Annotated in this window: 27 protein-coding genes and 1 pseudogene; 12 read left to right on the top strand and 16 right to left on the bottom strand. The window is 73.7% G+C overall.

Annotation, left to right across the window (positions count from 1 at the left end; translation table 11 throughout):
• Positions 1–76 precede the first annotated feature (76 nt).
• From IF43_RS0115425 to IF43_RS0115400, 6 genes are all read right to left on the bottom strand, one after another.
• A complete protein-coding gene (locus IF43_RS0115425) occupies positions 77–880 on the bottom strand; it encodes an SDR family oxidoreductase (RefSeq protein ID WP_199922733.1) in 804 nt (267 codons plus the stop codon).
• A gap of 49 nt (positions 881–929) precedes the next feature.
• A complete protein-coding gene (gene fabG, locus IF43_RS0115420) occupies positions 930–1,691 on the bottom strand; it encodes a 3-oxoacyl-ACP reductase FabG (protein ID WP_030200059.1) in 762 nt (253 codons plus the stop codon).
• A 203-nt stretch (positions 1,692–1,894) separates the two neighbouring features.
• Positions 1,895–2,278, bottom strand: coding sequence for a DUF3037 domain-containing protein (locus IF43_RS0115415; RefSeq protein WP_030200057.1), 384 nt, complete (start codon positions 2,276–2,278; stop codon positions 1,895–1,897).
• Complete coding sequence (locus tag IF43_RS0115410; protein WP_030200056.1) at positions 2,275–3,120, bottom strand: HipA family kinase; 846 nt, start codon at positions 3,118–3,120, stop codon at positions 2,275–2,277. Before IF43_RS0115410 ends, IF43_RS0115415 begins: the two co-directional genes overlap by 4 nt.
• Positions 3,121–3,295: 175 nt before the next feature.
• A complete protein-coding gene (locus tag IF43_RS0115405; RefSeq protein ID WP_158939330.1) occupies positions 3,296–4,297 on the bottom strand; it encodes a hypothetical protein in 1,002 nt (333 codons plus the stop codon).
• 43 nt (positions 4,298–4,340) lie between these two features.
• On the bottom strand, positions 4,341–4,874 hold the full coding sequence (locus IF43_RS0115400; RefSeq protein ID WP_030200053.1) for a hypothetical protein: 534 nt from the start codon (positions 4,872–4,874) through the stop codon (positions 4,341–4,343).
• A gap of 443 nt (positions 4,875–5,317) precedes the next feature.
• On the opposite strand from IF43_RS0115400, the gene IF43_RS0115395 reads away from it, so the two are divergent.
• Positions 5,318–6,484: a CapA family protein gene (locus IF43_RS0115395; RefSeq protein WP_267884781.1), complete on the top strand. Its 1,167-nt coding sequence runs from the start codon at positions 5,318–5,320 to the stop codon at positions 6,482–6,484.
• A gap of 106 nt (positions 6,485–6,590) precedes the next feature.
• Here IF43_RS0115395 and IF43_RS0115390 read toward each other — a convergent pair whose 3' ends face one another.
• Positions 6,591–7,220 (bottom strand): cysteine hydrolase family protein, encoded by a 630-nt coding sequence (locus IF43_RS0115390; protein WP_030200051.1) that lies wholly within the window; start codon positions 7,218–7,220, stop codon positions 6,591–6,593.
• 87 nt (positions 7,221–7,307) lie between these two features.
• Here IF43_RS0115390 and IF43_RS0115385 point away from each other — a divergent pair, with 87 nt between their 5' ends.
• Entirely contained in the window at positions 7,308–7,766 is a 459-nt protein-coding gene (locus IF43_RS0115385) for a pyridoxamine 5'-phosphate oxidase family protein (RefSeq protein WP_030200050.1), read from the top strand.
• A gap of 37 nt (positions 7,767–7,803) precedes the next feature.
• Here the strand turns inward: IF43_RS0115385 and IF43_RS0115380 are convergent, their stop codons facing one another.
• On the bottom strand, positions 7,804–8,712 hold the full coding sequence (locus IF43_RS0115380) for a LysR family transcriptional regulator (protein WP_030200049.1): 909 nt from the start codon (positions 8,710–8,712) through the stop codon (positions 7,804–7,806).
• 73 nt (positions 8,713–8,785) lie between these two features.
• On the opposite strand from IF43_RS0115380, the gene IF43_RS0115375 reads away from it, so the two are divergent.
• Complete coding sequence (locus IF43_RS0115375; protein ID WP_051795376.1) at positions 8,786–9,892, top strand: DMT family transporter; 1,107 nt, start codon at positions 8,786–8,788, stop codon at positions 9,890–9,892.
• A gap of 243 nt (positions 9,893–10,135) precedes the next feature.
• Here IF43_RS0115375 and IF43_RS0115370 read toward each other — a convergent pair whose 3' ends face one another.
• Entirely contained in the window at positions 10,136–11,467 is a 1,332-nt protein-coding gene (locus tag IF43_RS0115370) for an aminotransferase class I/II-fold pyridoxal phosphate-dependent enzyme (RefSeq protein WP_037888704.1), read from the bottom strand.
• 36 nt (positions 11,468–11,503) lie between these two features.
• On the opposite strand from IF43_RS0115370, the gene IF43_RS0115365 reads away from it, so the two are divergent.
• Complete coding sequence (locus IF43_RS0115365; protein ID WP_030200046.1) at positions 11,504–12,196, top strand: pyridoxamine 5'-phosphate oxidase family protein; 693 nt, start codon at positions 11,504–11,506, stop codon at positions 12,194–12,196.
• Positions 12,197–12,244: 48 nt separating this feature from the next.
• Here IF43_RS0115365 and IF43_RS0115360 read toward each other — a convergent pair whose 3' ends face one another.
• Positions 12,245–13,231: a DMT family transporter gene (locus IF43_RS0115360; protein ID WP_051795414.1), complete on the bottom strand. Its 987-nt coding sequence runs from the start codon at positions 13,229–13,231 to the stop codon at positions 12,245–12,247.
• A gap of 250 nt (positions 13,232–13,481) precedes the next feature.
• Complete coding sequence (locus IF43_RS0115355) at positions 13,482–14,555, bottom strand: DMT family transporter (protein ID WP_078910188.1); 1,074 nt, start codon at positions 14,553–14,555, stop codon at positions 13,482–13,484.
• A 170-nt stretch (positions 14,556–14,725) separates the two neighbouring features.
• Here IF43_RS0115355 and IF43_RS0115350 point away from each other — a divergent pair, with 170 nt between their 5' ends.
• Positions 14,726–15,157 carry an SRPBCC family protein gene (locus IF43_RS0115350; RefSeq protein WP_030200041.1) on the top strand — a complete coding sequence of 144 codons (432 nt, stop codon included), beginning with the start codon at positions 14,726–14,728 and terminating at the stop codon, positions 15,155–15,157.
• 147 nt (positions 15,158–15,304) lie between these two features.
• On the opposite strand, the gene IF43_RS0115345 is transcribed toward IF43_RS0115350, so the two are convergent.
• From IF43_RS0115345 to IF43_RS0115330, 3 genes are all read right to left on the bottom strand, one after another.
• A complete protein-coding gene (locus tag IF43_RS0115345; protein WP_030200039.1) occupies positions 15,305–15,967 on the bottom strand; it encodes a PadR family transcriptional regulator in 663 nt (220 codons plus the stop codon).
• Between the two features lie 310 nt (positions 15,968–16,277).
• On the bottom strand, positions 16,278–16,490 hold the full coding sequence (locus IF43_RS42145; RefSeq protein ID WP_199922732.1) for a hypothetical protein: 213 nt from the start codon (positions 16,488–16,490) through the stop codon (positions 16,278–16,280).
• A gap of 570 nt (positions 16,491–17,060) precedes the next feature.
• Positions 17,061–18,248, bottom strand: coding sequence for a pentapeptide repeat-containing protein (locus IF43_RS0115330; RefSeq protein WP_158939328.1), 1,188 nt, complete (start codon positions 18,246–18,248; stop codon positions 17,061–17,063).
• 313 nt (positions 18,249–18,561) lie between these two features.
• Here IF43_RS0115330 and IF43_RS0115325 point away from each other — a divergent pair, with 313 nt between their 5' ends.
• The 3 genes from IF43_RS0115325 (at position 18,562) to IF43_RS0115315 (ending at position 21,845) form a co-directional block, all read left to right on the top strand.
• Positions 18,562–19,125: a DinB family protein gene (locus IF43_RS0115325; RefSeq protein WP_030200033.1), complete on the top strand. Its 564-nt coding sequence runs from the start codon at positions 18,562–18,564 to the stop codon at positions 19,123–19,125.
• A gap of 260 nt (positions 19,126–19,385) precedes the next feature.
• Positions 19,386–20,921 (top strand): carboxylesterase/lipase family protein, encoded by a 1,536-nt coding sequence (locus tag IF43_RS0115320; protein WP_030200031.1) that lies wholly within the window; start codon positions 19,386–19,388, stop codon positions 20,919–20,921.
• A gap of 102 nt (positions 20,922–21,023) precedes the next feature.
• Positions 21,024–21,845, top strand: a complete 822-nt coding sequence (locus IF43_RS0115315; protein ID WP_030200029.1) for a PhzF family phenazine biosynthesis protein — start codon at positions 21,024–21,026, stop codon at positions 21,843–21,845.
• 7 nt (positions 21,846–21,852) lie between these two features.
• Here the strand turns inward: IF43_RS0115315 and IF43_RS0115310 are convergent, their stop codons facing one another.
• Complete coding sequence (locus IF43_RS0115310; RefSeq protein ID WP_030200027.1) at positions 21,853–22,623, bottom strand: CPBP family intramembrane glutamic endopeptidase; 771 nt, start codon at positions 22,621–22,623, stop codon at positions 21,853–21,855.
• Between the two features lie 214 nt (positions 22,624–22,837).
• Here IF43_RS0115310 and IF43_RS0115305 point away from each other — a divergent pair, with 214 nt between their 5' ends.
• Together IF43_RS0115305 and IF43_RS0115300 are read left to right on the top strand one after the other, a co-directional pair.
• Positions 22,838–23,218, top strand: a complete 381-nt coding sequence (locus tag IF43_RS0115305; protein WP_030200025.1) for a hypothetical protein — start codon at positions 22,838–22,840, stop codon at positions 23,216–23,218.
• A pseudogene (locus IF43_RS0115300) lies at positions 23,197–23,466 on the top strand (hypothetical protein); the annotation flags it as partial. The gene IF43_RS0115305 and the pseudogene IF43_RS0115300, both read left to right, overlap by 22 nt.
• Here the strand turns inward: IF43_RS0115300 and IF43_RS0115295 are convergent.
• A complete protein-coding gene (locus IF43_RS0115295) occupies positions 23,444–24,994 on the bottom strand; it encodes a glutamate-cysteine ligase family protein (protein ID WP_037888691.1) in 1,551 nt (516 codons plus the stop codon). The pseudogene IF43_RS0115300 and the gene IF43_RS0115295 overlap by 23 nt on opposite strands.
• A gap of 504 nt (positions 24,995–25,498) precedes the next feature.
• Here IF43_RS0115295 and IF43_RS0115290 point away from each other — a divergent pair.
• On the top strand, positions 25,499–26,098 hold the full coding sequence (locus tag IF43_RS0115290; RefSeq protein WP_030200019.1) for a hypothetical protein: 600 nt from the start codon (positions 25,499–25,501) through the stop codon (positions 26,096–26,098).
• A 289-nt stretch (positions 26,099–26,387) separates the two neighbouring features.
• The gene (locus IF43_RS0115285; protein WP_030200018.1) at positions 26,388–26,594 is read left to right on the top strand and encodes a DUF5999 family protein; all 207 of its coding nucleotides are present in this window, start codon (positions 26,388–26,390) and stop codon (positions 26,592–26,594) included.
• Positions 26,595–26,624: the final 30 nt, after the last annotated feature.

The following is a 26,624-nucleotide window of genomic DNA, read 5'->3' as shown; positions in this document are numbered from 1 at the left end:
GGGCTTTTGATCAATTACTCGTCCGATTAGGTGGGTGTTTGTGACCGTTTAGGGAAGAAATTCGTCCGGATATCGGTCACCCAACTCCGGCATTGAGAAAGATTCCCCCATCAACGACCAGCGTCTGACCCGTGACCCATTCCGACTGCTCGGACGTGAGAAAAGCGGCAGCTCCACCGATGTCCGACGGAACGCCCAGCCGGCCCAGCGGGTAGGCTGCCGCGGCCTCCGCCTCGCGGCCCTCGTAGAGCGCCTGGGCGAACCGGGTCTTCACCACGGCGGGCGCGATCGCGTTGACCCGGACGCCGGGTGCCATCTCGTGCGCCAGCTGGATGGTCAGGTTGATCATCGCGGCCTTGCTCATGCCGTACGCGCCGATGAACGGCGAGGGCGAGAGGCCCGCGATCGAGGCGATGTTCACGATCGCCCCGCCGTGGTCCTTCTGCCAGGCGTGCCAGGTGCGCTGGGCGAAGCCGAGCGCCGAGATCACGTTGGTCTCGTACACCTTCCGGGCCACGCCGAGGTCCATGTCCGCGAGCGGGCCGAAGACCGGGTTGGTGCCCGCGTTGTTGACCAGGAAGTCGATCCGGCCGAAGGCCTCCATGGCCCGGTCCACCGCGGCGGCCTGGTGGGCCTCGTCGTGCGCCTTGCCCGCGATGCCCACCACCCGGTCGGCACCGAGGCGCTCCACGGCCTCCTTGAGGGCGTCCTCGTTGCGCCCGGTGATCACGACCCGGTCGCCCCGGGCCACCAGGGCCTCCGCGACGCCGTAGCCGATGCCGCGGCTGGCGCCGGTGATCAGCGCGACCCGGCCGCTGTCGGGGCGCTGCCCCTGCTCCTGCGCCCGGTCGCGGGTGTGCTCCTGTGCCTCTTCCGTCATGCGCGTGCCTTTCGTCCCGTGCGTGGCTGTCTGTCGGAGCGGGCGCCGGCTAGTCGAGCGGGCCGCCGGCCACGTACAGCACCTGGCCGGATACGAAGCCCGCGGCCTCGGCGGTGAAGAACGCGATCGCGTTGGCGACGTCCTCGGGGCGGCCCACGCGCTGGACCGGGATCTGGGTGGCGGCCGCCGCCTGGAAGTCCTCGAATCCCATGCCGACCCGGGCGGCGGTGGCGGCGGTCATGTCGGTGGCGATGAAGCCGGGGGCGACGGCGTTGGCCGTGACGCCGAACTTGCCGAGCTCGATGGCCAGGGTCTTGGTGAGGCCCTGCAGACCGGCCTTGGCTGCGGAGTAGTTGGCCTGGCCGCGGTTGCCGAGGGCGGAGCTGCTCGACAGGTTGACGATGCGTCCGAACTTCGCCTCGACCATGTGCTTCTGGACGGCCTTGGCCATCAGGAACGCGCCGCGCAGGTGCACGCTCATGACGGTGTCCCAGTCGGACTCGCTCATCTTGAAGAGCAGGTTGTCGCGCAGCACGCCCGCGTTGTTGACGAGGATCGTGGGCGCGCCGAGGGTCGCGGCCACGCGCTCGACGGCGGCCTCGACCTGGGCGGCGTCGGAGACGTCGCAGCCGATGGCGACGGCCTTGCCGCCGGCGGCGGTGATGGCCTCCACGGTGTCCTTGCACGCGGTCTCGTCGAGGTCGAGGACGGCGACGGCGCGGCCCTCGGCGGCAAGGCGGACGGCGGTCGCGGCGCCGATGCCCCGGGCGGCCCCGGTCACGATGGCGACGCGCTGCTCGGTGGTGGACATGCTGGGATCTCCTCGCCCTTGGGTGCGGCGCCCGGGGCCGCACGGTGCGGCGGCGACCTCTGAGCAACCGCTTAGTAGGTTCAGCGGAGCTGACGCTAGAAGCCCTGGCACCCGGTGTCAACGGCACCGTGCGCCAGGGCCGCCGCAGACGCGCCGATCAGCCCACCGCGGCACCGGCCGGAGCGGCGGCCCCGGGACGCGGATCAGCGCACCAGCAGGTCGAGCAGGCGTTCCACCTCGGCCTCGGGGTCGGCCGTCAGACCGGTGTGCACGGGGCCCGGCTGGACGACGGTGCTGCGCGGGGCGATCAGCCACCGGAAGCGCCGCCCGGGCTCGTCCCCGGCGGCCTGGCCGGCCCGCTCGCCGCCGGCGCAGATCCCCTCGACGGCCCGCAGGGCGGCCCGTACGCCGGCCACGTCGGCCGCCGGGTCCAGGGCCAGCAGCTTGGTCTCGTCGAGGTGGGTCCGGGCGGCCACGTAGGACTTGGCGCGGCAGTAGAGCACCACGCCCGCGTTGAAGAGTTCGCCGCGCTCGACCCGGGGGACCACCCGTACCAGCGCGTACTCGAAGACGTCCCGCTCGTTCACTTGCCTTCGCTCTTCTTCTGGGTCGGGTGCGGCCAGTCGGTCAGGTGGTCGGTGAGCCAACCGGGAGGGCCCTGGGGGGCCTTGGCCGGCTTCTCCGTCGAGATCCGCTCGTGGATGGTAGCGGCCCGCGGCAGGAGGGCGTCGACGTACGCCCGGCGCAGCGCGTCCGTGGAGTCGAAGCCGGGCTCGTCGACCAGCCACTCGTCCGGCACGTCGGCGACGACGTCCATGAGGAGGTCCTGGGTCACGCGGGGCGCGAGTTCGGCGGCCGCGGCCGCGATGTCCGGTCCCACGGGCGCGAGGGCGTGGTCGTGGGCGTTGTACGGCTTGTCGGCCGCCGCCGCGGCGGTGGGCCAGTTGTGGTGCCAGATCATGGTGGCGCCGTGGTCGATGAGCCACAGCTCCCCGTGCCAGACCAGCATGTTCGGGTTGCGCCAGGACCGGTCGACGTTGTTGATCAGCGCGTCGAACCACACGACGCGCCCGGCCTCGACCGGGTCGACCTGGTAGGCGAGCGGGTCGAAGCCGATGGAGCCGGGCAGGTAGTCCATGCCGAGGTTCAGGCCGCCGCTCGCCTTGAGCAGCTCCTGCACCTCCTGGTCCGGCTCGCCGAGCCCGATGACCGGGTCGAGCTGGATCTGCACGAGTTCGGGCACCCGCAGCCCCAGCCGCTGCGCGAGGCGGCCGCAGACGACCTCCGCGACCAGGGTCTTGCGCCCCTGGCCGGCGCCGGTGAACTTCATGACGTACGTGCCGAGATCGTCGGCCTCGACGATCCCGGGGAGCGAGCCGCCCTCGCGCAAGGGCGTCACGTAACGGGTCGCGGTCACTTCTGTGAGCATTCGCACAGGCTAACCGCAGGAGACGAGGTCGGGACGAGCATCGTGCGAGGGAGGGCCGGCCCGGCGATTCCGTTCCAGTCCAGGTCGCACGGACCGCCGACGCAGGGCGGGACGGGCGCCGCCGACGAGACCCACGACGGGGTCGCGCCTCCTGCCGCCGGAGGTCCGGCCCGGATCACGAGCCCGTCGCGAGTACCGCGCGGGCGTTGCGGACGGCCGTGTCGAGGGAGCGCCGTTCGGCCTCGAGGCGGGTCCGGTCGGCCTGGATGTACCCCTGCTGGAGGCGGGTCTCGGCGGCGTGCCAGGTCTCGGCGACGCGCACGCTGCCGCGGCACCGGATGTCGGCGAGTGCGGTGGAGGTCTCCAGGCCCGTGACGGGGTGCGGCCGGCGGCCGAAGCGCGCGTCGTCGAAGAGCGCGACCGGGTCGGCGTAGCGGAAGCCCTTGGCCTTCATGCAGGCCGACCAGCGTCCGAACACCGCTTTGACGGCGGGGTCCGCGGTCGCCTCGGGGAAGGAGCGGCCGGACAGTTCGGAGGCCAGGGGGGTGGAGCCGTAGGTGGCGGTGCCGAGGCGGTGCCGGGCCTGGCCGAAGCAGCCTCCCTCGGGGATCTTCCGGCCGTGGAAGGACCCGGCGCGCACCTCGCGGCCGGCGGCGGCCAGGGCGTCCGGTGGCAGGTCGCTGCCGCCGAGGACGACCTCGGTGTCCGGGGTGAGCCGGGGAGCCCTGTCGGCCGTGCGCATCGCCTCTTCGTACCGTGCCACCTGGGCGGCCTCCGGCTGGAAGCCGCGCGTTGCGGCGAGCGTGGCGTCATGGATCCCGTACCGCCAGTCCATGTCGTTGCGCGGCCCGACGACCGGCAGATCGGCGGGTGGCGTCCACACCAGGCCGAAGCCCTTCATGCAGGAGCGGACCAGGGTCTGTTCGGCCGCCACCAGCATGCGGCGCTGCTCCTTCGTGGGCTGGTACGCCATCAGCGGCAGCGTCCAGCCGGTCGGATCGCTGGCGTTCCGCACTGCGGCGGCCGGCGGCCGCAGGGCGGGGGCCGTGGCCCGTCCGGCAGCCCGCGTGGCCACGGCTCCCCCGTCCCGCGCTGCGGAGCAGCCCGCCGCGGCCAGGGTCACGGCGGCCAGAGCCGTCGCCAGCAGGCTCGTGCTCCGACGACGGCTACGGGACATGACGGGTTCCTCCGGGAGGGCGGGACGGGACGGGTGCGGGGGACTACCAGGTGGTGCAGGTCCGGAAGGCGATGGACCGGTTGTTGTTGCGGGTCGGGCCGAGGGTCTTGCCGGAGCGCGGCCAGATGTCGTCCACCAGGCCCTGGGAGGCGCCCTGGTAGCCCGCGTAGTAGTAGACCTTCCCGCAGTAGCCGTCGTACCAGTTGTAGGCGGACGCCGAGTTGTTCGCGACCTGCTGGCCCTTGCCGTCGCTGGAGCCGCCGCAGAAGAGCAGCGGGCGCGGACCGAACCCGGTGGGCTCGGACTTCAGGTCCCAGATGTTCTGCCCGATGTTGACCCACGCGCCGCCGTAGTCCGGACGGAAGTAGAAGCGGAAACGGAACGCATCCGAGTGCTCGGCGCACATTTCGGTCTGCCCCTCGGCGTTGACGGCCTGCCACTGGTTGTACGCGTGGTCCTCGGTCGGGTTGCCCTCGGCCAGCGCGGTGCCGGCGGTACCCAGGGCCGTGGCCGCCATCAGGCCCGCCACGACGGCGGTGCGGAGCCGGTTGCGGCGCGTGGGCTGAGAGTTCGTCATCCTGCGACTCCAGAGGTCGTGGACGCACCGGGGCACCCCGGCGGCCTGCCGGGGTGTGCGGTGCGGAGGGAGGTCCGGGAACCGCGGCGGGCCGCTGCCGGACGACTCGAACACTAGGGGCAGTCGACGGTGTCCCGCCGTCCCGGCCTTCTCAGGGACGTCCCGGGACCGGTGGTGCCGTCCCCGTGCCCCGGCACGCACCGGGATCCCGCCCTGGCGCCCGGGACACCCTCGCGTCCCGGCGGCACGGGAAGCCGCCGTCTCCCGCGGGACACGGCCCTCCCGTCCCGCTCATCGGTCCGGCCCGGACGTCCCCGAGACGGAACACGTGCTCCAGGACGTCAGGACGAGCTGGGCCTGATGGGCTGCTGACGTCTCCCTTCCGGCGTCCTGGCCGTGCGGCCCCGGCCCTCCTCCAGCGGGACGGGGCCTACCGTGGAGACGTGGACGCCGGCGGCGGCCCCGGAGCCGGGGATGAGATCGTCGTCTGCCTCGCCGGTGACGTGATGCTCGGCCGGGGCATCGATCAGGTGCTGCCGCATCCCGGGGATCCGGAGCTCTCCGAGCCGTGGGTGGCCGACGCCCGTACGTACGTCGAGCTCGCCGAGGCCGCGCACGGGCCCGTGCCGCGCCCCGCCGGCTTCGCGTGGCCGTGGGGCGATCTGCTGGAGGTCCTGCGGGCGACCGGCCCGGACGCCTGGGTGCTGAACCTGGAGACCGCCGTGACCCGGGCGGGCGGATTCGCCCGTGGCAAGAGCATCCACTACCGCATGCATCCGGCCAACCTGCCGTGCCTGGCCGCCGCGCGGCCCGACGTGTGCGCGCTGGCCAACAACCACGTGCTGGACTTCGGCCGGGACGGGCTGGCCGAGACCCTCGACAGCCTCGCCGCCGCCGCACTGCGGACGGCGGGCGCGGGGCACGACGCCGTCGGCGCGTGGCGGCCGGCGGCCGTGGCACTCGTACCCCGCTCGTCCGCGCGGGGCTCACCGCGGGCGGAGACCCCCCGCCTCCTGGTGTTCTCGGTCGGCATGCCCTCCAGCGGCATCCCGCTCGACTGGGCGGCCGCCGAGGACCGCAGCGGCATCGCCCTCGTCCCCGCCCCCTCGAGGGAGGCCGCGGCCGCTCTGGTCGCCCGTTTCGAGGGGGCCCGCCGACCCGGCGACCGGGTGGCCGTGTCCGTCCACTGGGGCTCCAACTGGGGCTACCGGATACCCACCGAGCACGTCCGCTTCGCCCACGACCTCGTCGACGGCGGCGCCGACCTCGTCCACGGCCATTCCTCGCACCACCCCCGCCCCCTGGAGGTCTACCACGACCGGCTGATCCTCTACGGGTGCGGAGACCTCGTCGACGACTACGAGGGGATCACGGGCTACGAGCAGTACCGGGACGACCTGCGCGTCCTCTACACCGTCCGCCTCGACCGGGCCACCGGGGCCCTGCGCGGGCTGCTCCTCACCCCCTTCCGGGCACGCCGGCTCACGCTGCGCCGCGCCTCCCCCGCCGACGCCCGCTGGCTCCACGACGCCCTCACCCGCCACGGCCCTCCCTCCTCGACGCCCCTGGCCGTCAGGGACGACGCGAGCCTCGCCCTCGGCCCGGGGTGAGCCCCCGTCCCCGCGGCCGTGGATCGCGCGTCCCGGTCCGCCAGGACGTCCGGCCGGACGGCCGGACGGCCGGTGAGCGCCGCCGCGACGACCGGGGCGCGGCGGTCTACCCCTGCCAGCAGGCGAGCACGTCCTTGGTGGTGGTGATCGTGGCGACCAGGGCGAGCGAGTTGCGGATCACCTCGGGCGTGTACGAGGCCGGTACGCCAGCGATCGCGTCGGAGGGCACCACCGCGGTGTAGCCGAGGTTCACGGCGTCGAAGACGGTGTTCGGGATCGCCACGTTCGACGAGACACCGGTGACGACCAGGCTGCGGCAGCCGAGGTTGCGCAGCAGCGGGTCGAGGTCGGTGCCGGCGATCGGCGAGAGGCCGTGCAGCCGGCGTACGACGAGGTCCTCCTCCGCCACCTTGATCGGCTCGGCGACCGACACGGCCGGGGAACCGGTCAGCTGCTGGACGGGCAGCCGCCCGGCCGCCCGGAACAACCGGGCGTTGGTGTTGGCGCCGCGCCCGTCGGGGCGTCGCTCGGCCACCGCGTGGACGACCTGGACGCCGCGGGCGTGGGCGGCGGCCACGAGGGCGGCGATCCGGTCGAGGGCGCCGGAGGAGCCGGCCTCGGCGGCCAGTTCGGGCAGGGCGCTGCGGGCGCCGACCACGCCCTGCTGGCACTCGACGGTCAGCAGGACGGTGGTGGCGGGGTCGAGCTGGGCGGCGAGCCGGTCGTCCTGTGGCATGGCGTCCCCTGGATGCCTCGTTGCGTACGGGCGGAAGAGCCCTCATGCTTCCTGACACACAGTCAGATGTGAAGGGGTGGCGGGACGATGGACACGACCCAGCGGCGGGGACGCCGGATCATGATGTCGCGCGGGGAGCTCGACGCGTTCCTGGCCGAACAGCGCACCTGCCGCGTCGCGACGGTCTCGCCGGACGGGCGGCCGCACGTCGGCGCCCTGTGGTTCGCCTGGGACGGCACGGCGCTGTGGCTGTACTCGATCACCCGCAGCCGTCGCTGGGCCGACCTCCGCAAGGACCCGCGGATCTCGGTCGTGGTGGACGCCGGCGAGGAGTACGACGACCTGCGCGGGGCCGAGCTGTCGGGGACGGTGGAGTTCGTGGGCGAGGCCCCCCGTACGGGCGAGCCGCACCCGGAACTCCTGGTGCCCGAGCGGCTGTTCGCGGCCAAGAACTTCGGCCTGGACACCATGCCCCACGACGGCCGCCACGCCTGGCTGCGGCTCGTCCCCGCATCGGTCGTCACCTGGGACTTCCGCAAGCTGTGACGCGACCGGCGCACCCGGGGGCGTACGGCCGCGCGGCTCATGCCGCGGCGTACCGCGCCCCCGACTCGCGCAACGCGTCCACCGCCGCCCGGATCGACGGCCGCCGGTCCGCGTCCGCCCGCCACACCACGTAGATGTGCCGGCGTACGCTCGCCCGCACCGGCAGCAGCCGCACCCCGGCGGGCACCGGCCCGCGCCCGAGCCGGGGCGTCACGCACACCCCGAGCCCGGCGGCCACGAACGCCAGCTGCGTCTGGTGCTCTTCGGCGATGTGCCGGATGCGGGGCTCGATGCCCTCGCCGCGCAGGGTGAAGACCAGCCACTCGTAGCAGAACTGGCCCTCGTTCCACGAGATCCAGTCCGCGTCCCCGAAGTCGGCCAGGTCCACCTCGGCGCGTCCGGCGAGCGGATGGTCCGCGGGCACCGCGACGTCGGCCGCGTCGTCGAGCAGGTCGGCGCGCAGCAGCTCGCCGGGCACCGCCATGCGCTTGTTGTACCAGTCGATCCCGACGGCCAGGTCGAGGTCGCCGCGCACCACTGCGCCCAGGCTGGCGTCGGGCTCCATCTCCCAGGTGCGCACCCGCAGTTCGGGGTGCACGGCGCGCAGCTCCACCAGGGCGCTCGGGAACAGCCCGCGCAGCGCGGTCGGGAAGGCGCCGATCCGCAGCTCGCCGACCGCCCGGCCGCGCTGCGCCTCGACGTCCGCCTGGGCCAGTTCGACCTGAGAGATGATCCGCGCCGCGTGGTCGGCGAGGAGCCGGCCCGCGTCGGTGAGCCGGATGCCGCGACCGCTGCGGGCCACCAGCGGCTGGCCGACCTCCTTCTCCAGCTTGGCCATCTGCTGCGAGACGGCGGAGGTGGTGACGTGCAGGCCGTCGGCGGCGCCGCTGACCGAGCCGTGCCGGGCCAGGGCGTCGAGGGTGCGCAGCCGCTCCAGGTTCAACATGTAAGCGATGCTACGCGGTGCGGTCCATTTATTCTCGCTTGTACTAAGATGTTGACGGCCGCACAGTGGACGCATGAGCGCACCCGCAGCCCCCTCCCCGACCCCCTCCGCCGCCCCGTCGCCCGACCGTTCCGCCGCGCCGACGGCGCCGGCAGCGCCGGCCCGCGCTCCCGGGACCGCTGCCGCCGTCCCCGCCCCTGCCGCCGTCCCCGCCCCTGCCGCCGCCTCCGTCCCGGTCGCGGTCCCCGTCCCGGTCGCGGCCCCCGTCCCGGTCCCGCTCCCGGTCCGCCGGCGGGTGCTCGACTGGCGGATCCGGTTCGCGGTGCTGGCGGTGATCTGGGGCTTCAGCTTCCTCTTCATGAAGGTCGGGACCGAGACCTACGCCCCGGTCCAGGTCTCCTTCGGCCGGGTGCTCTTCGGTTCGGCGGTGCTGTGCGTGGCGCTGGCCGTCCGCCGCGAGCGGCTGCCGCGGGGGCTGCGGACCTGGGGGCACCTGGCGGTGGCCGCCGTGCTGCTCAACACGCTGCCGTTCACGCTCTTCGCGTACTCCGAGCTCACCATCCCCTCCAGCCTCGCCGGCATCTGCAACGCCACGTCGCCCCTGTGGGGCATGGCACTGTCGCTGGTCGCCCTCTCCGAGGACCGCCCGAGCCGCCGCCGGGTCGCGGGGCTGGGGATCGGCTTCGTGGGCGTGCTCACGGTGCTCGGCGCCTGGAGCGGCTTCTCGGGCCTGGACGCCAAGGGCACCGCGATGGCGCTGCTCGCGTCGTTCTGCTACCCGGTCGGCTGGATCTACGTCCGGCGCACGCTGGCCTCCCGGGAGGGCTCGCCGCTGGCGATGACGGCGGGGCAGCTGCTGCTGTCCACCGTTCAGCTGGGCCTGGTCCTGCCGGTGCTCAGCGGCGTGCCCACCGGGTTCGCGCTCATGCCCACGCTCGCCGTGCTGGCCCTGGGGGCGCTGGGCACCGGGTACGCGCTGCAGGCCCAGTACGCGCTCGTGACCGAGGTCGGCCCGACCACCGCGCAGATGGTCACGTACTTCATCCCGGTCATCGCCACCGCGGCCGGCGTGCTCGCGCTCGGCGAGGACCTGCACTGGAACACCCCGGTCGGCGCGGTCATCGTCCTGATCGGCGCGGCCCTGACCCAGAGCCGGCCCCGCCCGGACGCGGCGACCTGACCCCTGCTCCCGCCCGACCACGGCCCCGGGACGCACCGAGCGCCCCGGCGCCGTCGCCCTGTCCGGGGCCGCTCCCCTGTCCGGGGGTCGAGACCCGAAGTCCGGGCCCCTGAGGGCCGGAGTCCGGGCCCCTGAGGGCCGGAGTCCGGGCCCCCGGGGGGCCGATGCCCGAGCCCTGGGGGCCCGACGCCCCGTCTTCCCGGAGCGGCGGGGCCGAACGCCCCGTACGTCCGGCGGCGCCGGTCAGACGTAGCGCGCCCCGCGCCCCGGCCGCACCGCCTCCGCCACCGCCCGGGCCAGCTCCGCCACGTCCTCCGGCGCCAGCTGCGACACCGACAACCGCACCGCGGGCGGGGAGTCCACCCGGAAGCGCGCCCCGGGCGCGACCGCCCACCCCGCCGCCTGCAGCCTCGCCACCGCCCCGGTCTCGTCGGCCACCGGCACCCACACGTTGAACCCGCTGCGCCCGCGCGCCGCCACCCCGAGCCGCTCCAGCGCGGCCACCAGCGCGTCCCGCCGCTCGCTGTAGGAGCGGGCCACCGCGGCGGTGTCGAGCGTGCCGCGCTCCCACAGGTCCACGACGGCGTACTGGAGCAGGTGGCTGACCCATCCGGGTCCGAGCAGGTGCCGTCCCGCGACCCGGTCCGCCGTGACCCGGTCCGCGGTGAGGACCGCCAGCCGCAGGTCGGGCCCGTACGCCTTGGCCGTCGACCGCACGAACGCCCAACTGCGGGTGGCGCCCGCGAGGGTGTGCAGCGGCTGCTCGACGATGCCGTGCCCGTGGTCGTCGTCGATCACCAGCACGTGCGGATGGCGCGCCAGCAGCTCGCGCAGCTGCGCGGCGCGCTCGGCCGTGACCGCCGCCCCGGTCGGGTTCTGCGCCCGGTCCGTGACGATCAGCGCCCGGACCCCCTTGTCCAGGGCCGCGGCCACGCTCTCGGGGCGCGGCCCGTCGTCGTCGAGGGCGACGGGCACGACGCGCAGGCCCAGGGCGGGCACCAGGTCGTGCAGGCTCCCCCAGCCCGGATCCTCGATGGCCACCGGGTCCCCGGGCTTGAGGTGCGCCGCCAGCACCCGCTCGATGGCGTCGAGCGACCCCGAGGTGAGCACGACCGGGCCGGCGGGCACCCCGTCGGCGTCGAACGCGGCCCGCGCCATCCGCTCCAGGCCCGGGTCCACGACGTCGTCGCCGTACTGGCCCGGTCGGCGCGCGTAGCGCTGCGCCGCGGCCGCCAGGGCGTCGGCGAGGGGAGGCAGCAGCGCCGCATCGGGGTTGCCGTCGGCGACGTTGCGCACGCCCGGTGGGAGCGGGGGCCGGATCGCCTCGCGGGCGAGGGTGGCGGGCTGGGCCCGCACCCGGCTGCCGCGCCGGCCGTCGGTGTCGATCAGGCCGCGCTCGCGCAGGGTCCGGTAGGCGGCGGCCACGGTGTTGGGGTTCACGCCGAGCCGGCCGGCCAGTTCCCGCATGGGCGGGAGGACCGAGCCCGGGGGCAGTTCGCCCGACGAGATGCCCAGCTCGACGCTGGCGGCGATTTCGTTGGCGCGACCGCCCGTGATTGCATACTCTCCTAGCACAAAGAAGATTATGCACTAGTACAAAGGATTGCGCACATGGACACCGCCTCCTACGCCCCGACCGAGCGCACCGTGCCGACCCGCTCCCCCCAGCGCGCCGCGTACGACCACGAGACGGTGCACGCGATCCTCGACCAGGGCTACGTCTGCCACCTCGGCTTCGTCCGCGACGGCGCCCCCGTCGTGCTGCCGACGCTGTACGGCCGGGTGGGCCGCACCCTGTACGTGCACGGCTCGACCGGCTCGCGCCCGATGCGGATGGCCGCCGGGAACACGGAGGGGGCGGCGCAGGAGGACCGTGAGCCCGGCCTGCCGGTGTGCCTGACGGTCACGCACGTGGACGGTCTGGTGCTGGCCCGGTCCGCCTTCCACCACTCGATGAACTACCGCTCGGTGGTCGTGCACGGCACCGCCTACCAGGTGACGGACGAGGAGGAGCGGCGCACGGCCCTGGCCGCCCTGGTCGACCAGGTCGTCCCGGGCCGGTCCGCCGACTCCCGGCCGGCCAACAAGAAGGAGCTGGCCGCCACGTCCGTGCTGCGCCTGGACCTCTCGGAGGTCTCGGCGAAGATCCGTACCGGCGGTCCCAACGACGACGCCGAGGACCTCGCGCTCCCCTACTGGGCGGGCGTCGTGCCGGTCGCCCCGGCCCACGGCGCCCCGGTCCCGGCCGCCGACCTGGACCCGGCCGTGGCCGTGCCGGCGTACCTGCCGACGGCCGGCCACTGAGACGCGGGACGCGCCGCCGCACGGGGGTGGGCGGCGCGTCCCGTACGGTCACGCCGTGACGGGATCCGTGACGGCGTCCACGGCCCGATCCGTGCCGGAACCCTCGGCGGAATCCGCGGCCGGCCGGCGTGCCTCGCCGATCGCCAGCGCCGCGACCGCGGCGAGCAGCAGCACCGTGCCCGCGACGGTCGCCGCGGTGAGCCGCTCCCCGAGCCCGAGCACCGCGATCGCGGCGGCGCTCACCGGCTCGATCAGCATGATCACGGACACCGTCGCGGCCCGTACCCGGGCCGCCCCCGTGAAGTACAGGGCGTACGCCAGCGCGGTCGGCACGCTCGCGGTGTAGGCGAGCAGCAGCACCACCCGCACGGGGTCGCCCACCGTCGGCAGCAGCCCCTCGGCCAGCGCGAACGGGAGCAGTCCGACCGCGGCCACGGCGAACGACCACCCGGTGGTCACCAGCGGGTCGCCGCCGTTGCCGGTGCGCCCGAACCAGCGGGTGCGCAGCGTCATCCCGGCGTACCCGGTCGCGCTCAGCAGCGCGTACAGCACGCCGAGCGGGCGCACCGTGCCGCCGCCGCTGCCCAGCACCAGGACCACCAGGCCCCCCAGGGCGCCCGCGACCGCGGCGGTGCCCCCGCCGCCCAGCCGCTCGCCCATCCACAGCCGGGCGCCGAGCGCGATCAGTACGGGCCCGGCGCCGAGGGTGACCACCGTGCCGACGGCGAGCCCGGTGTCCTGGACCGCCGCGAAGTACGCGGCCTGGAAGACGGTGAACAGCACGCCGGTGACGAGCAGGTCGCGTACCCGCGGGCCGGGGACGGCCGGCCGCCGTCGGACCGCGAGCACGCCGAGCAGCAGGGCCAGCCCGCCCGCGCAGCGCCAGAACGTCAGGGCCAGCGGCCCGAGGTCGCTGGCCAGGAAGAGGAGCGAGGCCGCGGCCCCGGCGGTGCCCCAGGCGGCACCGGCGACGGCGAGCTGGCCGAGGCTGCGCCCGACGGACGACGGGCCGGCGTGCGGGGCGGCCGCGGGCAGCACGGCGGCAGGAGAGGAGGAAGGGGTGTTCGACACGTTTGCTTCTCCGCGAAGTACGGCTGTACAGGAGGACAGGGCGGAGGACGGCCGGGAACGGCCGGGTCCGCGGCTCCGTACGCGGGCAGCACCGCTGCGCCCGCGGCGACTGGAGGCCGGGGCGCAGCGTGACGGCGGGCCGGTGGGCCCGGGGGATCGCCGCCCGCGTTATGCGGCGGGCGGCGGAAGCACGGTCGAAAGCATGGTCAGCACCTTAGGTCGCGCTCGTCCCGCGGTCCAGCGCGGACTGCGGCCCGGCGTCGGCCGCCGCGACGGGCCCCGGCTCGACCGCGGCCGCCGCGACCGGCCGCGCCACCCGCTCCGCGTCGCCCTCGGCGGGCCGGCCGCCGCGCGCCACGGGCCCGGCCGGGGCGTCCGTGGCCCGCGCCGCCCGGGCGGTCTGGGCGACGAAGGCGCCGGCCAGGACGAGCCCGCCGCCCGCGATCTGGGGCAGGGACAGGTGCTCGCCGAGCAGGACCCAGGCGAAGACGGTGGCCACGACGGCCTCCAGGCAGGCCACCACGCCGGCGACCTGCGGCGAGAGCTTGCGCACCGACACGACGCCGGTGACGTACGCGAAGACGGTGGCGACCAGGATCACCCAGCCGACCAGCAGCAGCGCCGGCAGCTGGGTCCCGGCCAGCTCGGCGGTGCCGCCGAGGATGCTCCAGGGCAGGTTCCAAGGGCGGGCGACGACGGTCAGCACGAGCGAGCCGACGAGCATGCCGTACGCGATGACGCCGAGCGGGTCGGGCGCGTCCGCCTCCTCGGTGCCGTGGTCGGACAGCACGAAGTAGCCGGCCTGGCAGCAGGCGGCAGCCACGCCGAGCAGGACGCCGAGCGGGTCGAGGCTGACCCCGTTCCAGATCTCGACGACGCAGGCGAGACCGGCCACGGCGAGCGCGGCGCCGGCCGCGGCGGCCCGGGTGACCGGGCGGCGCTGGACGAACCGGATCCACCCGAGCAGCAGCGCGGGGCCGAGGTACTCCAGCAGCAGGGCGACGCCGACCGGGATCCGGGAGATGGCGGCGAAGTAGAAGGCCTGGACACCGGCCACGGCGAGCAGGCCGAAGCCGGCGAGCAGGGCGGGTTTGCGGCGCAGCAGGCCACGGTGGCGCCAGGCGAGCGGGCTGAGCACGAGGGCCGCGCCCGTCACCCGTATCCAGACCATGTGGAGCGGGTCGAGACCCGCCTCGATCAGCGGCTTCGCCGCCACACCGGAACCACCGAACGCGACCGCGGAGACCAGGGCCAGGCCCAGTCCCGCGTTTCTCCCTGACGCTTGCATCCGGCCATCATGACAGCCACCGTCAGGACCGTCACCACCGAGACACCTGTTGAGACGGCTTCGCGTCCCGGCCGTGATCGACAGCCGAATCTGACGTGTCGTCAGTATTGAATGTTCCGCCGCCCCGGACTACCTTCCGCGCACCGAACCGACGACTAAGGGGTGGTCGCATGGCCGAAGTCACCGCGGAGGCGCGCATCGGGGCGCCCGCCGGCAAGGTCTGGACGCAGCTGCTGGACTGGGACGCGTACGGCCGGTGGAGCCAGACCCACACGAACTTCCCGAAGGGCGGGCCCGAGCACCTCGAGGTGGGCACGACCTACGAGGAGAACATGAAGATGATGGGCTTCCCGGCGGAGGTCGTCTGGACGGTCGAGGCCCTGGAGGCGGAGCGCGTCCTGGCGATCCGCGGCAAGGGCCCGATGGGCGTGGTCGTCGGCACCCGGTACACCCTCGCCCCCGACGGCCCGGACGCCACCACCGTCCGCATCGACGGCGAGTTCACGGGTGCCGCGGTGGCCCTGATGGCGGGGAAGCTGAAGGACTCCGCCACGGCCGCCCTCAACGAATCCCTGCGCAAGCTCGCGGACCTCGTGGCCTGAGACCCGCCCCGCGTACGTGTGCGCCCCCGCGGAGTCCACGACGGGGGGCGCAGTCAGCTCCGGGGCACCGGGCTGGTGCACACCGGGCCCGGACCGGCCCGGCCGGCGCCGGCCGGGCCGGACGCCGCCGGCCCGGTGCCGGGCGGCTCAGTGCTCATCGGCCAGGATCAGGTACAGCTTCTTGCGGGCCTCGTTGATGACCGAGACCGCCTTCTCGCGCTGCTCGGGCGTACCCGTCTTCCAGACCTGCCCGAACGCCTCCATCAGGCCGAAGCCGGCCTGCCGGATCTCGTGCACGGCCTCCCAGTCGACGCCGCGGCCGGCCTCCTCCCAGGGTGCCTGCGGGCCCGCCTCGGCCTCGGTGCGGCCGGTGTCGGTGAGCGTGAACAGCTTCTTGCCGCCCTCGCTCTCGCTGATGATCAGGCCCTCGTCCTCCAGCATCTGGAGGGTCGGGTAGACCGAGCCGGGACTGGGTTTCCAGGCCCCGCCACTGCGCTCGCCGATCTCCTGGATCATCTCGTAGCCGTGCATCGGCCGGTCGGCCAGCAGGGCCAGGATCGAGGCGCGGACGTCACCGCGCCGGGCCCGCCCCCGCATCCCGCCGCGGCCGCCCCCGCGGCCACCGCCGCCGCCGAAGGGTCCGCCGAACGGCGGCCCGAAGGGGCCGAAGGCCGCCCGCCACCCGGGTCCGAAGCCGGGCTTCCCGCCGGGGCCGAACCCGCCCCGCCCGCCGGGACCGACACCCCGGCCCCGGTCGTGGCCGCGCTCGTGGCCGTAGTCGTGTCCGCAGTCGTGTCCGTGTGCGCGCATGATGCGCTCCTTTCGACGTCGAGCCCGCCTGTCGAGCTCGTTGACCAGTCGCGATGGTTCACGATGCCATCGCGATGCTTCAACGATATATCGGAAGCGATAGTCCGACAACCCCCTCCGAGGGCACCGGGCCCGACCTGTGACAGGGAAGACGGAGGGTTTGCTCTCCGGGCGCCGGCGGATGGGACGGTGGTCCGTCAGCCCGACCATGCCCTCGGCCGGATAGCGGCGCCGCCGGTTGCCGATCGCTTGGGCGCGACGGAATGCCCGGCGGCGGCAAGCTCGGCCGCCTTCACCCGCTGCCGTGACGTCACCGAGGAACCCGGTCCGTAGCCGGGCCGCGGCCGCGTGCCGGGCCCCGCGTCCGGCGCGATTCCGTGCAGGGACTCCAGGACGTGCCAGCCTGCTTCACCGCCTCGGGCGGGAACGCCTCCAGCAGCCCGACCTGCGGCAACGGCATCCGCTCCGGCTGGAACAGGACCTCGAAGTCCGTCGCCTCGAACAGGTTGATCAGCGCGTCCACCCGGTGCCCAGCGTCCGTGTCCTCCACCACCGCCGCTCGAGCGGTGACCTCGAGGACCCCCGAACCTGGCCTTCAAGCCGAATCTTGTCCCCGACTGCCAACGCCGGCGGTCGATTCAGCCCGCCCATCCGCTTCCCTTCGTCCGGACCACGCTGTCTGCATCAGGGCCCCCGCCAGGTCCGTCAGCAACGCCCCGGACCACAGCAGGTGGAACAGCACGGGCAGCACCTGCAGCCGGTCTCCGGCGAGCCCGGCGCCCTCCCACAAGCCCTTCGGCTCGCGGAACACCTCCAGCAGCTGGGCCGCCACCTCGGCTGGACGGCTGCAGCGGGTCCGCCGGTATCGGGCCAGCCAGCGGACCCATAAGCACCGGATCCGGCTGCCCCGCCAAGGCGAACTCCCAGCCCACAGCCCGGCGCTCGTGCTCGGCCGCCGCGAAGGCTTCCCGCGTCTCCTCGTCCATGTCGTCCTCGGCGCCACGACAAGAGCCCCGCCGTCGGCGAGCCGGACGAAGTAGTCAGGTGCGTGGCGCCGGCCCCGGCCCCCGTCATCCCATGACAGCCTGTGTCATCACCCCTGATGGGTCGGGCCGCCGTCGCGGTTTCCGGGTTTCGGCTTGGGTAGCGCGCCTGGCAGGAGTAGTCCTGCGGGTGGGGCTGTTAGGAGGCCCTCGTCGAGGGACGGAGGCCTCGACCAGGTTGCCACGTCTCGCATGTCGACGACACCGCCATCGAACTGTGCTGCATGGAATGTCACCGTGGCACCGGAGAACTTGGCGCGGCCGAAGTTGACCGTGCCCCTGGAGAACTTGGCGCGGTCGAAGTTCACCGTGCCGCTGGAGAACTTGGCGCCGTAGAAGCTCACCTTCCCGCTGGAGAGCGTGGCGCCGTAGAAGCCCACCTCGCCGCCCGAGAACGCGGCGCGGTCGAAGTTCACCACGTCGCTGGAGAACGTGGCTCCGCGGAAGTTCACAGAGCCGCCGGAGAACGTGGCTCCGCGGAAGTTCACAGAGCCGCCGGAGAACGTGGCTCCGCGGAAGAGCACCTCGCTGCCGGAGAACGTGGCTCCGTAGAAGCCCACCGAGCCGCCGGAGAAGGTGGCTTCGTAGAAGCTCACCAGTCCGCCGGAGAACGTGGCTCCGGTGAAACGCACCTTGCCGCCGGAGAACCTGGCGTTGGAGAAGTCGCCGCCATCGAATACGGCGCCGGTGAAGTCGAGGTCGTATCCGCTCCAGGACGTCTCGGCCGGGTTGGCGGGTAGGAGGTGGTCACGGATTGTCCGGATGACAGTGAGGCGGACTTCGCGGTTGGCTTGTCCGTTCGGGTCCTCGTCGTCTCGTGTGTACTCGGCCAGGCCTCGTGGGTAGGGCATGCGTAGGTACGCGCAGAGAACGTCGATGCAGGTTTGTCGGCGTTCGGTCCAGTCATCGGCGAGTCCGGCCATGGCGTGGACGCCTGCGAGGCGACAGGCTGCTTCGTTGTGGCCGAGGAGCTCGGCTGCGGTGCTGAAGCGTTCGTTGAGCAGGCGGGTTCGTTCGTGTTCCAGGGTTCTTTCGGTGTTCTGGCGGAGGGCTCTTGAGGATCGCCAGGCGCCGGCGAACGCTCCGGCGCTCGCGAGCAAGGCGCCGGCGAGGCCCACAAGGAGCGTCGCCCAAAGGGGAGTGCCGGAGCTGGTGCTCTGGTTCGATGCCGGGGTGACAGAGGGGGGCGGACCGGGGACGGTGCTGAGGTGGGCGAGGAGGCTGGTCAGCATCGTCATGGCGACACGGTAGGGGGGGCGCCCCTGCACCGGTTAGGTGACGTGCCAATCGAAGTTCCGATGACACTCAGATTGGGGACTGCCTTCCCACGACAAGCCGGGGCCACGGTCACTCTCCGATGCATGTCCCGCCTACCGTAGCCATACGAGAACAGGGCCAACTTCGTTGGCGCAAAAGCAGCGTTTTCCCAACTTCGGTGACAAGCGGTCCGTCTTCGCTGTCACAGGTCAGGGCCGACCTGTGTCCGCGACAGGCGAGGACGACCGCAGACGGCGATGATCACTCTGCTCGACGGGTCGGTAGTGTGCGGCAATGACGAGAAGCGAGCGGCTCGCGGAGCAGTTGGACTGGTACTGGCGCAAGAACCTGCGGCCACGGTTGGACGGTCTTACCGACGAGGAGTACTTCTGGGAGCCGGTGCCCGACTGCTGGAGCATCCGCCCGCGTGGCACGTCGGCCGCACCGATGTCGGAAGGCCCCGGGGAATGGGCGATGGACTCCGCGTCCCCTGCCCCGGTGCCGGCACCGGTGACCACGATCGCCTGGCGGCTGGCGCACATCATCGTCTCGTGCCTGGGCTATCGGGTCGGATGGTACTTCGGCGGCCCGGACGTCGACTCCCAGACCTTCGCCTACGCGGGGACCGCCGACGAGGCGCTGATACAGCTCGATGAGATGTACGGGAGATGGAACGCGGGGGTGCGCGAGCTCTCGGACGCCGACCTGGACTGTCCGCCCGCGGTGGGTCCCGAGCGGTTTCCCTTGGAGAACAGGGTCCTGCACGTCAACAGGGAGCTGATCCATCACGGCGCCGAGATTTCCCTGCTGCGCGACCTCTACCGCCGGCAGGACGGGGCCATACCGCGCCGGATATGACCCTCGGCACATCACGTTCGGTTTCCGGCTCGTCGCCCGGGAGCCGGAGGCCCGGGAAAGGGGAGCTCCACGGAGCCGGGGGTCCGGGGAAGGCGGAGGTCCGGGGGAGGCCGGAGGTCCGGGGAAAGCCGGAGCGGGTGTCCCGCACATCTTGCCCGCGCCCGGTCCGACCCGCCGGACACACCCCCGCTCGGAAATCGGGTGGCCCGCGCAGCGCCCGGGTGGAACGATCCCCGGTGTCGAGCCGAGAGGAGCCGCCCGTGAGCGCTCCCCAGTCCACCCCCTCCCCTGCCGCACCCGGACCCGAGGTGCGCACCGCAGCCGGGGTGCTGCGCGGCAGCCGGGAGGCCGGGGTCGCGGTCTTCCGCGGCGTCCCGTACGCCGAACCGCCCGTCGGCGCGCTGCGCTTCGCCGCCCCGCGGCCGGTGCGCCCTTGGGAGGGGGTGCGGCCGGCCCTCTCGTACGGCCCGCCGCCCCCGCAGTCCGGCCTCCTCGGCGCGGCACCGCAGGGGCCCGACGCCACCGGCGGCGACTGGCTCACCCTCAACGTCTGGACCCCCGACCCCGCCGCCGCGCTGCCGGTGCTGGTGTGGATCCCCGGCGGCGGGTACGTCATCGGGCACGCCGGCCGTCCCGAGTACGACGGGGCCCTCCTGGCCGGCGCCGGCACCGTCGTGGTCACCCTCAACTACCGGCTCGGCGTGGAGGGTTTCGCCCACCTCGACGGCGCCCCCGCCAACCGTGGCCTGCTCGACCAGGTCGCCGCCCTGGAGTGGGTGCGCGACAACGTCCGCGCGTTCGGCGGCGATCCCGACCGGGTCACGCTCTTCGGTCAGTCCGCCGGCGCCGGGTCGGTCGCCGCGCTGACCGCCGTACCGCGCGCGGCCGGGCTCTTCCGGCGGGCCGTCGCCCAGAGCGTGCCCGGTACGTTCTTCACGCCCGGGCTGGCCGCCGACGTCGCCGCCGCCTGCGCCGCCGAACTCGGGCTGCGTCCCACCGCCGCCGACCTGTCGCGCGTGCCCCCGTCCGGGCTGCCCGCCGCCGGCGACGCGGTCGCGGCGAAGATGGCGCAGTGGGAGGACCGGTGGGGCCCGGTCACGCACCGGCCGATCCCCTTCGCACCCGTCGTCGACGGAGACGTCCTGCCGGCCACGCCCTGGCAGGCACTGGCCGACGGCGCCGGCCGCGACGTCGACCTGCTCGTCGGCCACACCCGCGACGAGCACCGGCTGTTCACGCTGATCGACGGCCTGCTCGGCCAGGTCACCGAGGAGCGGGCCGAGACCGCCCTCCGGCTGCTCGCCCCCGGGCCGGACGGCGCCCGCCGCTACCGCGCGTCCTTCCCGACCGCCGGTCCGGAAGAGCTCTACGAACTGGTCAACGCCGACTGGCTGTTCCGCATGCCGAGCCTCCACCTCGCCCGCGCGCAGGCCGCCGGTGGCGGCCGGGTCCACGCCTACGAGCTGACCTGGACGGCCCCGGGCATGGGCGGCGCGCTCGGGGCCTGCCACGGCCTCGACGTACCGCTCGTCTTCGGCAACCTGCACAGCGGCGAGCCCGCCCTGCTGATCGGCCCGGACCCCTCCCCCGAGGCGGAGGCCCTGTCCGCCCGGATGCGCGCCGCGTGGACGGCGTTCGCCGCCCACGGCGACCCCGGCTGGCCCGCGTACGACGAGCCCCGTCGCCGGGTCATGCTCCTCGACGCGGACCCGGAGGTCGCCGCGTACCCGGAGGAGGCCTCCCGGCTGCTCTGGCAGGACCACGCCTTCGCGGCCCTCCCCCTGGTCGGCGGCTGACCCGCCGGCCGACCCCCGGCAACCGCCCCGGAGCCCCGACCGGGCCAGTTCCCCCGAATTGGCCTTGTCGGCGCCCCCACCCGCCCCCGTACGTTCGAGCACATGCGCATCCGAATCGTCGACGCCTTCACCGACCGGCCCTTCGCCGGCAACCCCGCCGCCGTCCTCGTCCTGGACGGCGACGGCTTCCCGGACGCCACGTGGCTCCAGCGCGTGGCCACCGAGATGAACCTCTCCGAGACCGCCTTCGTCCACCCGCTCCCGCCCGGCGGCCCGGCCGGCTGGGCCCTGCGCTGGTTCACCCCGGCCGTCGAGGTCGACATGTGCGGCCACGCCACCCTCGCCGCCGCCCACGTGCTGGCCACCACCGGCCGGGCCGAGGGCACGGTCACGTTCACGGCCCGCTGCGGGCTGCTGACCGCCGAGGCCGCCGGCGACGGCACGTACACGATGGACTTCCCGACCTCCTCGCTCACGCCCGTCGACACCCCGAAGGACATCGCCGACGCGCTCGGCACTGAGGTGCTCACGGTGCACGACACGGCCGAGCACATCGGGGACCTGGTCGTCGAACTGCGCGACGAGCGGGCCGTGCGTGAGGTGCGCCCCGACCTCGGGGCGCTGCGGGCGTACGCGCGGCGGGGGGTGATCGTCACCGCCGCGGCCGAGGACCCGGCGGGCGGCCACGACTTCGTCTCGCGCGGGTTCTTCCCGGCCGCGGGCATCGACGAGGACCCGGTCACCGGCAGCGCGCACACCGCCCTCGCCCCGTTCTGGGCCGCCCGGCTGGGCCGGACCGACCTGACCGGCCTGCAGGGCGGGGCCCGCCAGGGGCTGGTACGGGTGCGGCTGCGCGGCGAGCGGACCCTGCTGACCGGCGGCGCGGTGACCGTGCTGGAAGGCGACCTGCTCGCGACGCCCTGAACCGCGGTCAGCGCGTGGGCAGCCACCCCACGTGCCCCGCGAGCAGCGCGTACCCCACGAACGCCACGATGTCGAGGAGCGAGTGCGCGACCACCAGGGGGCCCACCCGGCCCCACCGGCGGTAGAGCAGTACGAACACCACGCCCATGACCATGTTGCCGACGAGGCCGCCGATGCCCTGGTAGAGGTGGTACGAGCCGCGCAGCACCGAGCTCGCGGCCAGCGCCGCCATCGGGGACCAGCGCAGCTGCCCCAGCCTCCGCAGCAGGTACCCGAGGACGATGACCTCCTCGACCACCGCGTTCTGCACGGCGGACAGGATCAGCACGGGGAACTTCCACCACACGTCGGGCAGCGCCTCGGGCACCACGGTCAGGTTGCCCCCGGCCGCCCGAGCCGCCAGGTAGAAGGCCAGCCCCGCGCTGCCGATCCCGGCGGCGACCAGAGCGCCCCGCCCGAGGTCCGACCCCGGGCGGGTGCGGTCGAAGCCCAGGGTCCGCAGCCCGGGCTGGCCCTCCCGCATCAGCAGGTGGGCGACGAGCAGCACCGGCACCAGTGCCGAGGCGATCCCGAACAGCTGCCAGGCCAGGTCGAGCCAGGGCCGACCGGGGGCGTGCGAGGGGTTGAGGGTGGCGGCCTGGTCCTTGAGCCCGCCCGGCTTGGTGACCGAGCCGATGAAGCTGATCAGCGCGGAGAGCGCGCTCGCACCGAGCGACAGCGCGAGCACCAGCAGCGTCTCGGACGCGAGGATCCGCCGCTCAGGCCTCGTGTCACGCAAAGATCCGACCACCGTTCCCCGCTCTGCCCGCACGACTGACTCCGATTCGACGTTCCCGTTCCCTCCGCACCGCCGCACCGCTAGGGTCTCGCCAGCGTGTACGAAGATCGCCCGTACATGCCGGGGAGGGCTGCCCGGGGAGAGGGCGCCTCCCCATACTGCCCGGCCGGTACCCCGCGGGCGCACGAGGGGTTCCCGGAGGGGCACGACCAGCATGGGACGTCACAGCCTGCCTGACCCGCGCACCGACCGCGACGGGGCGCCCCGCGGCCGATCCGCGCGCCGCCGCGCCGTCGTCATCGGCACCGCCCTGGCCCTCGCCGGCGGCGCCGTGGCGGTGGCGGTGGCGGCCGCCCAGGGGGCGCTGCCGTTCTCCCGCGACGCGTGCGCCGACCGCCCGGTCCGGCTGCGGGTGGTCGCCAGCCCCGACATCGCACCCGTCGTACGGGAGGCCGCCGACCGGGCCCGGGCGCGCCACCTGACCTCGGACGGCCGGTGCCTGGCGGTGACGGTGGCGGCGCGGGCCTCGCGCGACGTCGCCGTCGAACTCGGTGCCGGGCACCGCGCGCGGACGGCAGGTTCAACGCGGTGGTGATCCTGACGGACGGGGTGAACGAGGACCCCGGATCACCCTCCCGCGCGGCCGTGGTCGCACGGCTGGCGGAGCTGGCCGACCGGAACCGGCCGGTGCCGCTGATCGCGCTGGCGATCGGCCCGGACGCCGACCTCGGCGAGCTCGGGCCGATCGCGGCCGCGACGGGCGGGGGCGCCTACCGGGTCAGCGACCCCGCCCGGATCCACACGGTCATCCTCCGTGCGATCAGCTCCGCCTGGCGGGGCTGACCACGGCCGGGGCGGCCCGCAGGTCCTCGTCCGCCGGCCCCACCGGCCAGGTGTGCACCGGCTCGCCGCGCTGGCTGAGCTCGGCGTAGCGACGGGTGAGCGCGGCGAGCGCCGCGTCCCGGCCCAACCCGGCGGAGCGGGCCCGGTGGTACGTCTCCACCTGCCAGGTCGCGCCGTTGGCCCGGCGCCGGCAGCGCTCCTCGATGATGCCGAGGTAGCGGTCCCGGTCGGCCGGCTCGATGCCCCAGGCGTCGAGCCCGGCGGCGGCCATCGGCAGCAGTTCGTCGAGGACCAGCCGGTCGGCGGGTACGCTCGCCAGGCCCCCGCCCCGGCCGCGGCGGGGCCAGCGCAGCCGGGCGTCGATGCCGTACCGGCAGGCGGCGTCGAAGTTGGCCTCGGCCTCGGCGAACGGCATCCGGGTCCACACCGGGCGCGGCTCCTCGGCGAGGGTGCGCACCAGCCCGTAGTAGAACGCGGCGTTGGCGACCACGTCGACGACGGTGGGGCCGGCCGGCAGTACCCGGTTCTCCACGCGCAGGTGCGGCTTGCCGTCGGCGACCCCGTAGACGGGCCGGTTCCAGCGGTAGACGGTGCCGTTGTGCAGCACCATCTCCTGGAGCCGCGGCACCCCGCCCTCGGCGAGCACCCGCAGCGGCTCCTCCTCGTCGCAGATGGGCAGCAGGGCCGGGAAGAACCGGACGTTCTCCTCGAACAGCTCGTACGCCGACTCCACCCACCGCTCGCCGAACCAGGTGCGCGGCCGCACGCCCTGGGCCTGGAGCTCGGGCGGACGGGTGTCGGTGGCCTGGGTGAACAGCGGCGGCCGCGACTCGCGCCACAGCTCGCGGCCGAAGAGGAAGGGCGAGTTGGCGCCCACCGCGATCTGGGCGGCGGTGACGCACTGGGCTGCGTTCCACACCGCCGCGAACCGGGCCGGGGTGACCTGGAGGTGCAACTGCACCGAGGTGCAGGCCGCTTCGGGCACGATCGAGCCGGAAGTGCAGCTCAGCCGCTCGACCCCGTCGATGTCGAGGATGAAGTCCTCGCCGCGCAGCATGAGGATCTGCTCGTTGAGGAGCGAGTAGCGGTCGACGTCGGACAGGTTGGCCGCGACCACGTCGGCATGGGCGATGGTCGGCAGGATCCCGACCATCACGACGCCGGCGTCGATCTCGGCGGCCATTCGGTGGGCGTACCCCAGTCCCGTGCTCAGCTCTTCGGTGAGCTGGTCGAATACCCGACCGGCGAGCCGGTGCGGGACCACGTTCACCTCCAGGTTGAACATGCCGAGTTCCGTTTGGAAATCAGTGCTGGCTATTCGGTCGAGCACCTGTGCATTCATCATGCGCGGGAGTCCGTCGGAACCCGCCAGATTCAGCTCGATCTCCAGTCCCATGAGATTCTTGGGCCGATCGAACCGCTTCTCCGCCAGAAGTCGCTCCAGTCCCTCGAGGCACTCGTGGAGCTTCCTCCGATACCGTTGCCGATCGGACAGGTCGAATCCGCCTGCCACGACCTTCTCCCCCATCGAAGCGTCCCTCCTGGAGTGGGCGCGCCCAGGGCCCCGGACGCACGCGTTACGGTCGATGATGCCCCGGCGCGGTGATCGATAACGCCGGTGGGCGGGCCCGTGACGGGGAGCGTGCGCCGGTTTGGCCGAACCGGCGCGTCGGCACGTTCTCGCGGCATGTGACAGCCGACCGCGGCATTTCGCAATTTCCTTCAGTATGTGCTGCCTTCGATGGGCGGCGCTTTCCAACCCGGCCGGCGCTGCGGTAACCTCCGAGGTCAGCGAGCGAAACGCGCGAGTACACGGTATGGAAAGCAGCACGGCGGCCGGTGGCCATCCCTACGGCAATGGGGAGGACAACTGGCCGAAACACTGCATGAACACATGTCGTATAAACTCCGCAAACGAGGCAGAGAGTTGGCGCGCGGCCATTGCCCCACGGCCCTCCTCTGGCCCCAGAATGCGACAGCGCCGTCCGCACCTGCCCGTTCCACCTCCCTCCTTGCGAGAGGCGACCCAACTATGCCGCTGCATGTTTCCACGGCCCCCGCCGCCGCCCTGCGCAGCGTTATCGCGGCACTCGGTTCCCCCACCGCGGTCCACGAGGCGCACACGCCGGCCCTGCGCACCTTCGAGGGCCCGCTCACGCCCGAACTCCCGCTGCCGGTCCACGTGCTCGACCGGCTGAACCTCTCGCATCGGGCTTCCGGCGGGCGGCCGCCGCGCACACGGCTGACGGGCTGGCGGTTCCTGATCCGCGGCGGCGACCGGTACGTGGCCGCGGCGGACACCCGGCTCACCCCCGACGGCTGGGCCTTCTCCCACTTCTTCGAGGGCCCGTACGTGGCCGCCACCGAACGCGCCCTGCGCCAGGCGGAGTCGGTGGGCGCCCCGTACCAGCCCCGGCTGCTGTCCGTCCCGGAGCTGTACATGCTGACGCTGTGGCTGCACGGCGCCGTGGGAGCGGACCCGGCGGCGGGTCTGCCGGCGGCCGCGGACCTGCTGGTTCCGCTCGCGCCGGCGCCGCCGGGCATCGCGGCGTACCGCCCGCATCCGGTGTCCGAACTCCTGCCCGTACTGACTCATCGGCTCGCACCACCGGTTCTGGCCACTCCTGCCTGATCCGTCTGCGCCATTCGGACTAGCCCGTCCCGACCAGGCACGAACCATCCGAAGAGGCAGGGTAGTTGGGCTGAACCGCCCGCAAGGGTGATGCGTCATCAATCAGTGAGGACAGCTGCCAGGAAATCCCTGCGGACCGACCGCCGTGGGGCAAGACTGGGGTCCTGCTCCCGCTCTGGCGGGAAGACCCCTACTGGGGAACTGACCGAACGATTGACGGGGGGCGGCCATGAACACCGATTCCAGCCGCAGGACGACACTCACCACTCCGCAGCGAAAGAACGCATCCATGTGCCAGCACCAGCCACTCTGCCCGTCAGCCGACTCCGCCGACCGGGAGGCCGCCCAGCCCGTGGCGCACCACCCGGAGCAGGGGTGGAGCCTGCTGTGCAACGGCGTCCTCGTCTTCGAGGACACCGGTGAGCTGCTGCCGGACGGCCAGATCATCGCACCGCACCGCCCGCTGGCCGCGACCCAGGTGGCCAAGGCGGCCTGAGGCGGCGGCGGGGCCCGGCCCGGCAGCGGG

It is taken from the genome of Streptomyces sp. NRRL S-87 (assembly GCF_000719335.1).
Lineage (GTDB): Bacteria > Actinomycetota > Actinomycetes > Streptomycetales > Streptomycetaceae > Streptomyces.
The sequence above is the reverse complement of the archived record's forward strand: the minus strand, read 5'-3'. Positions and strand labels throughout refer to the sequence as shown.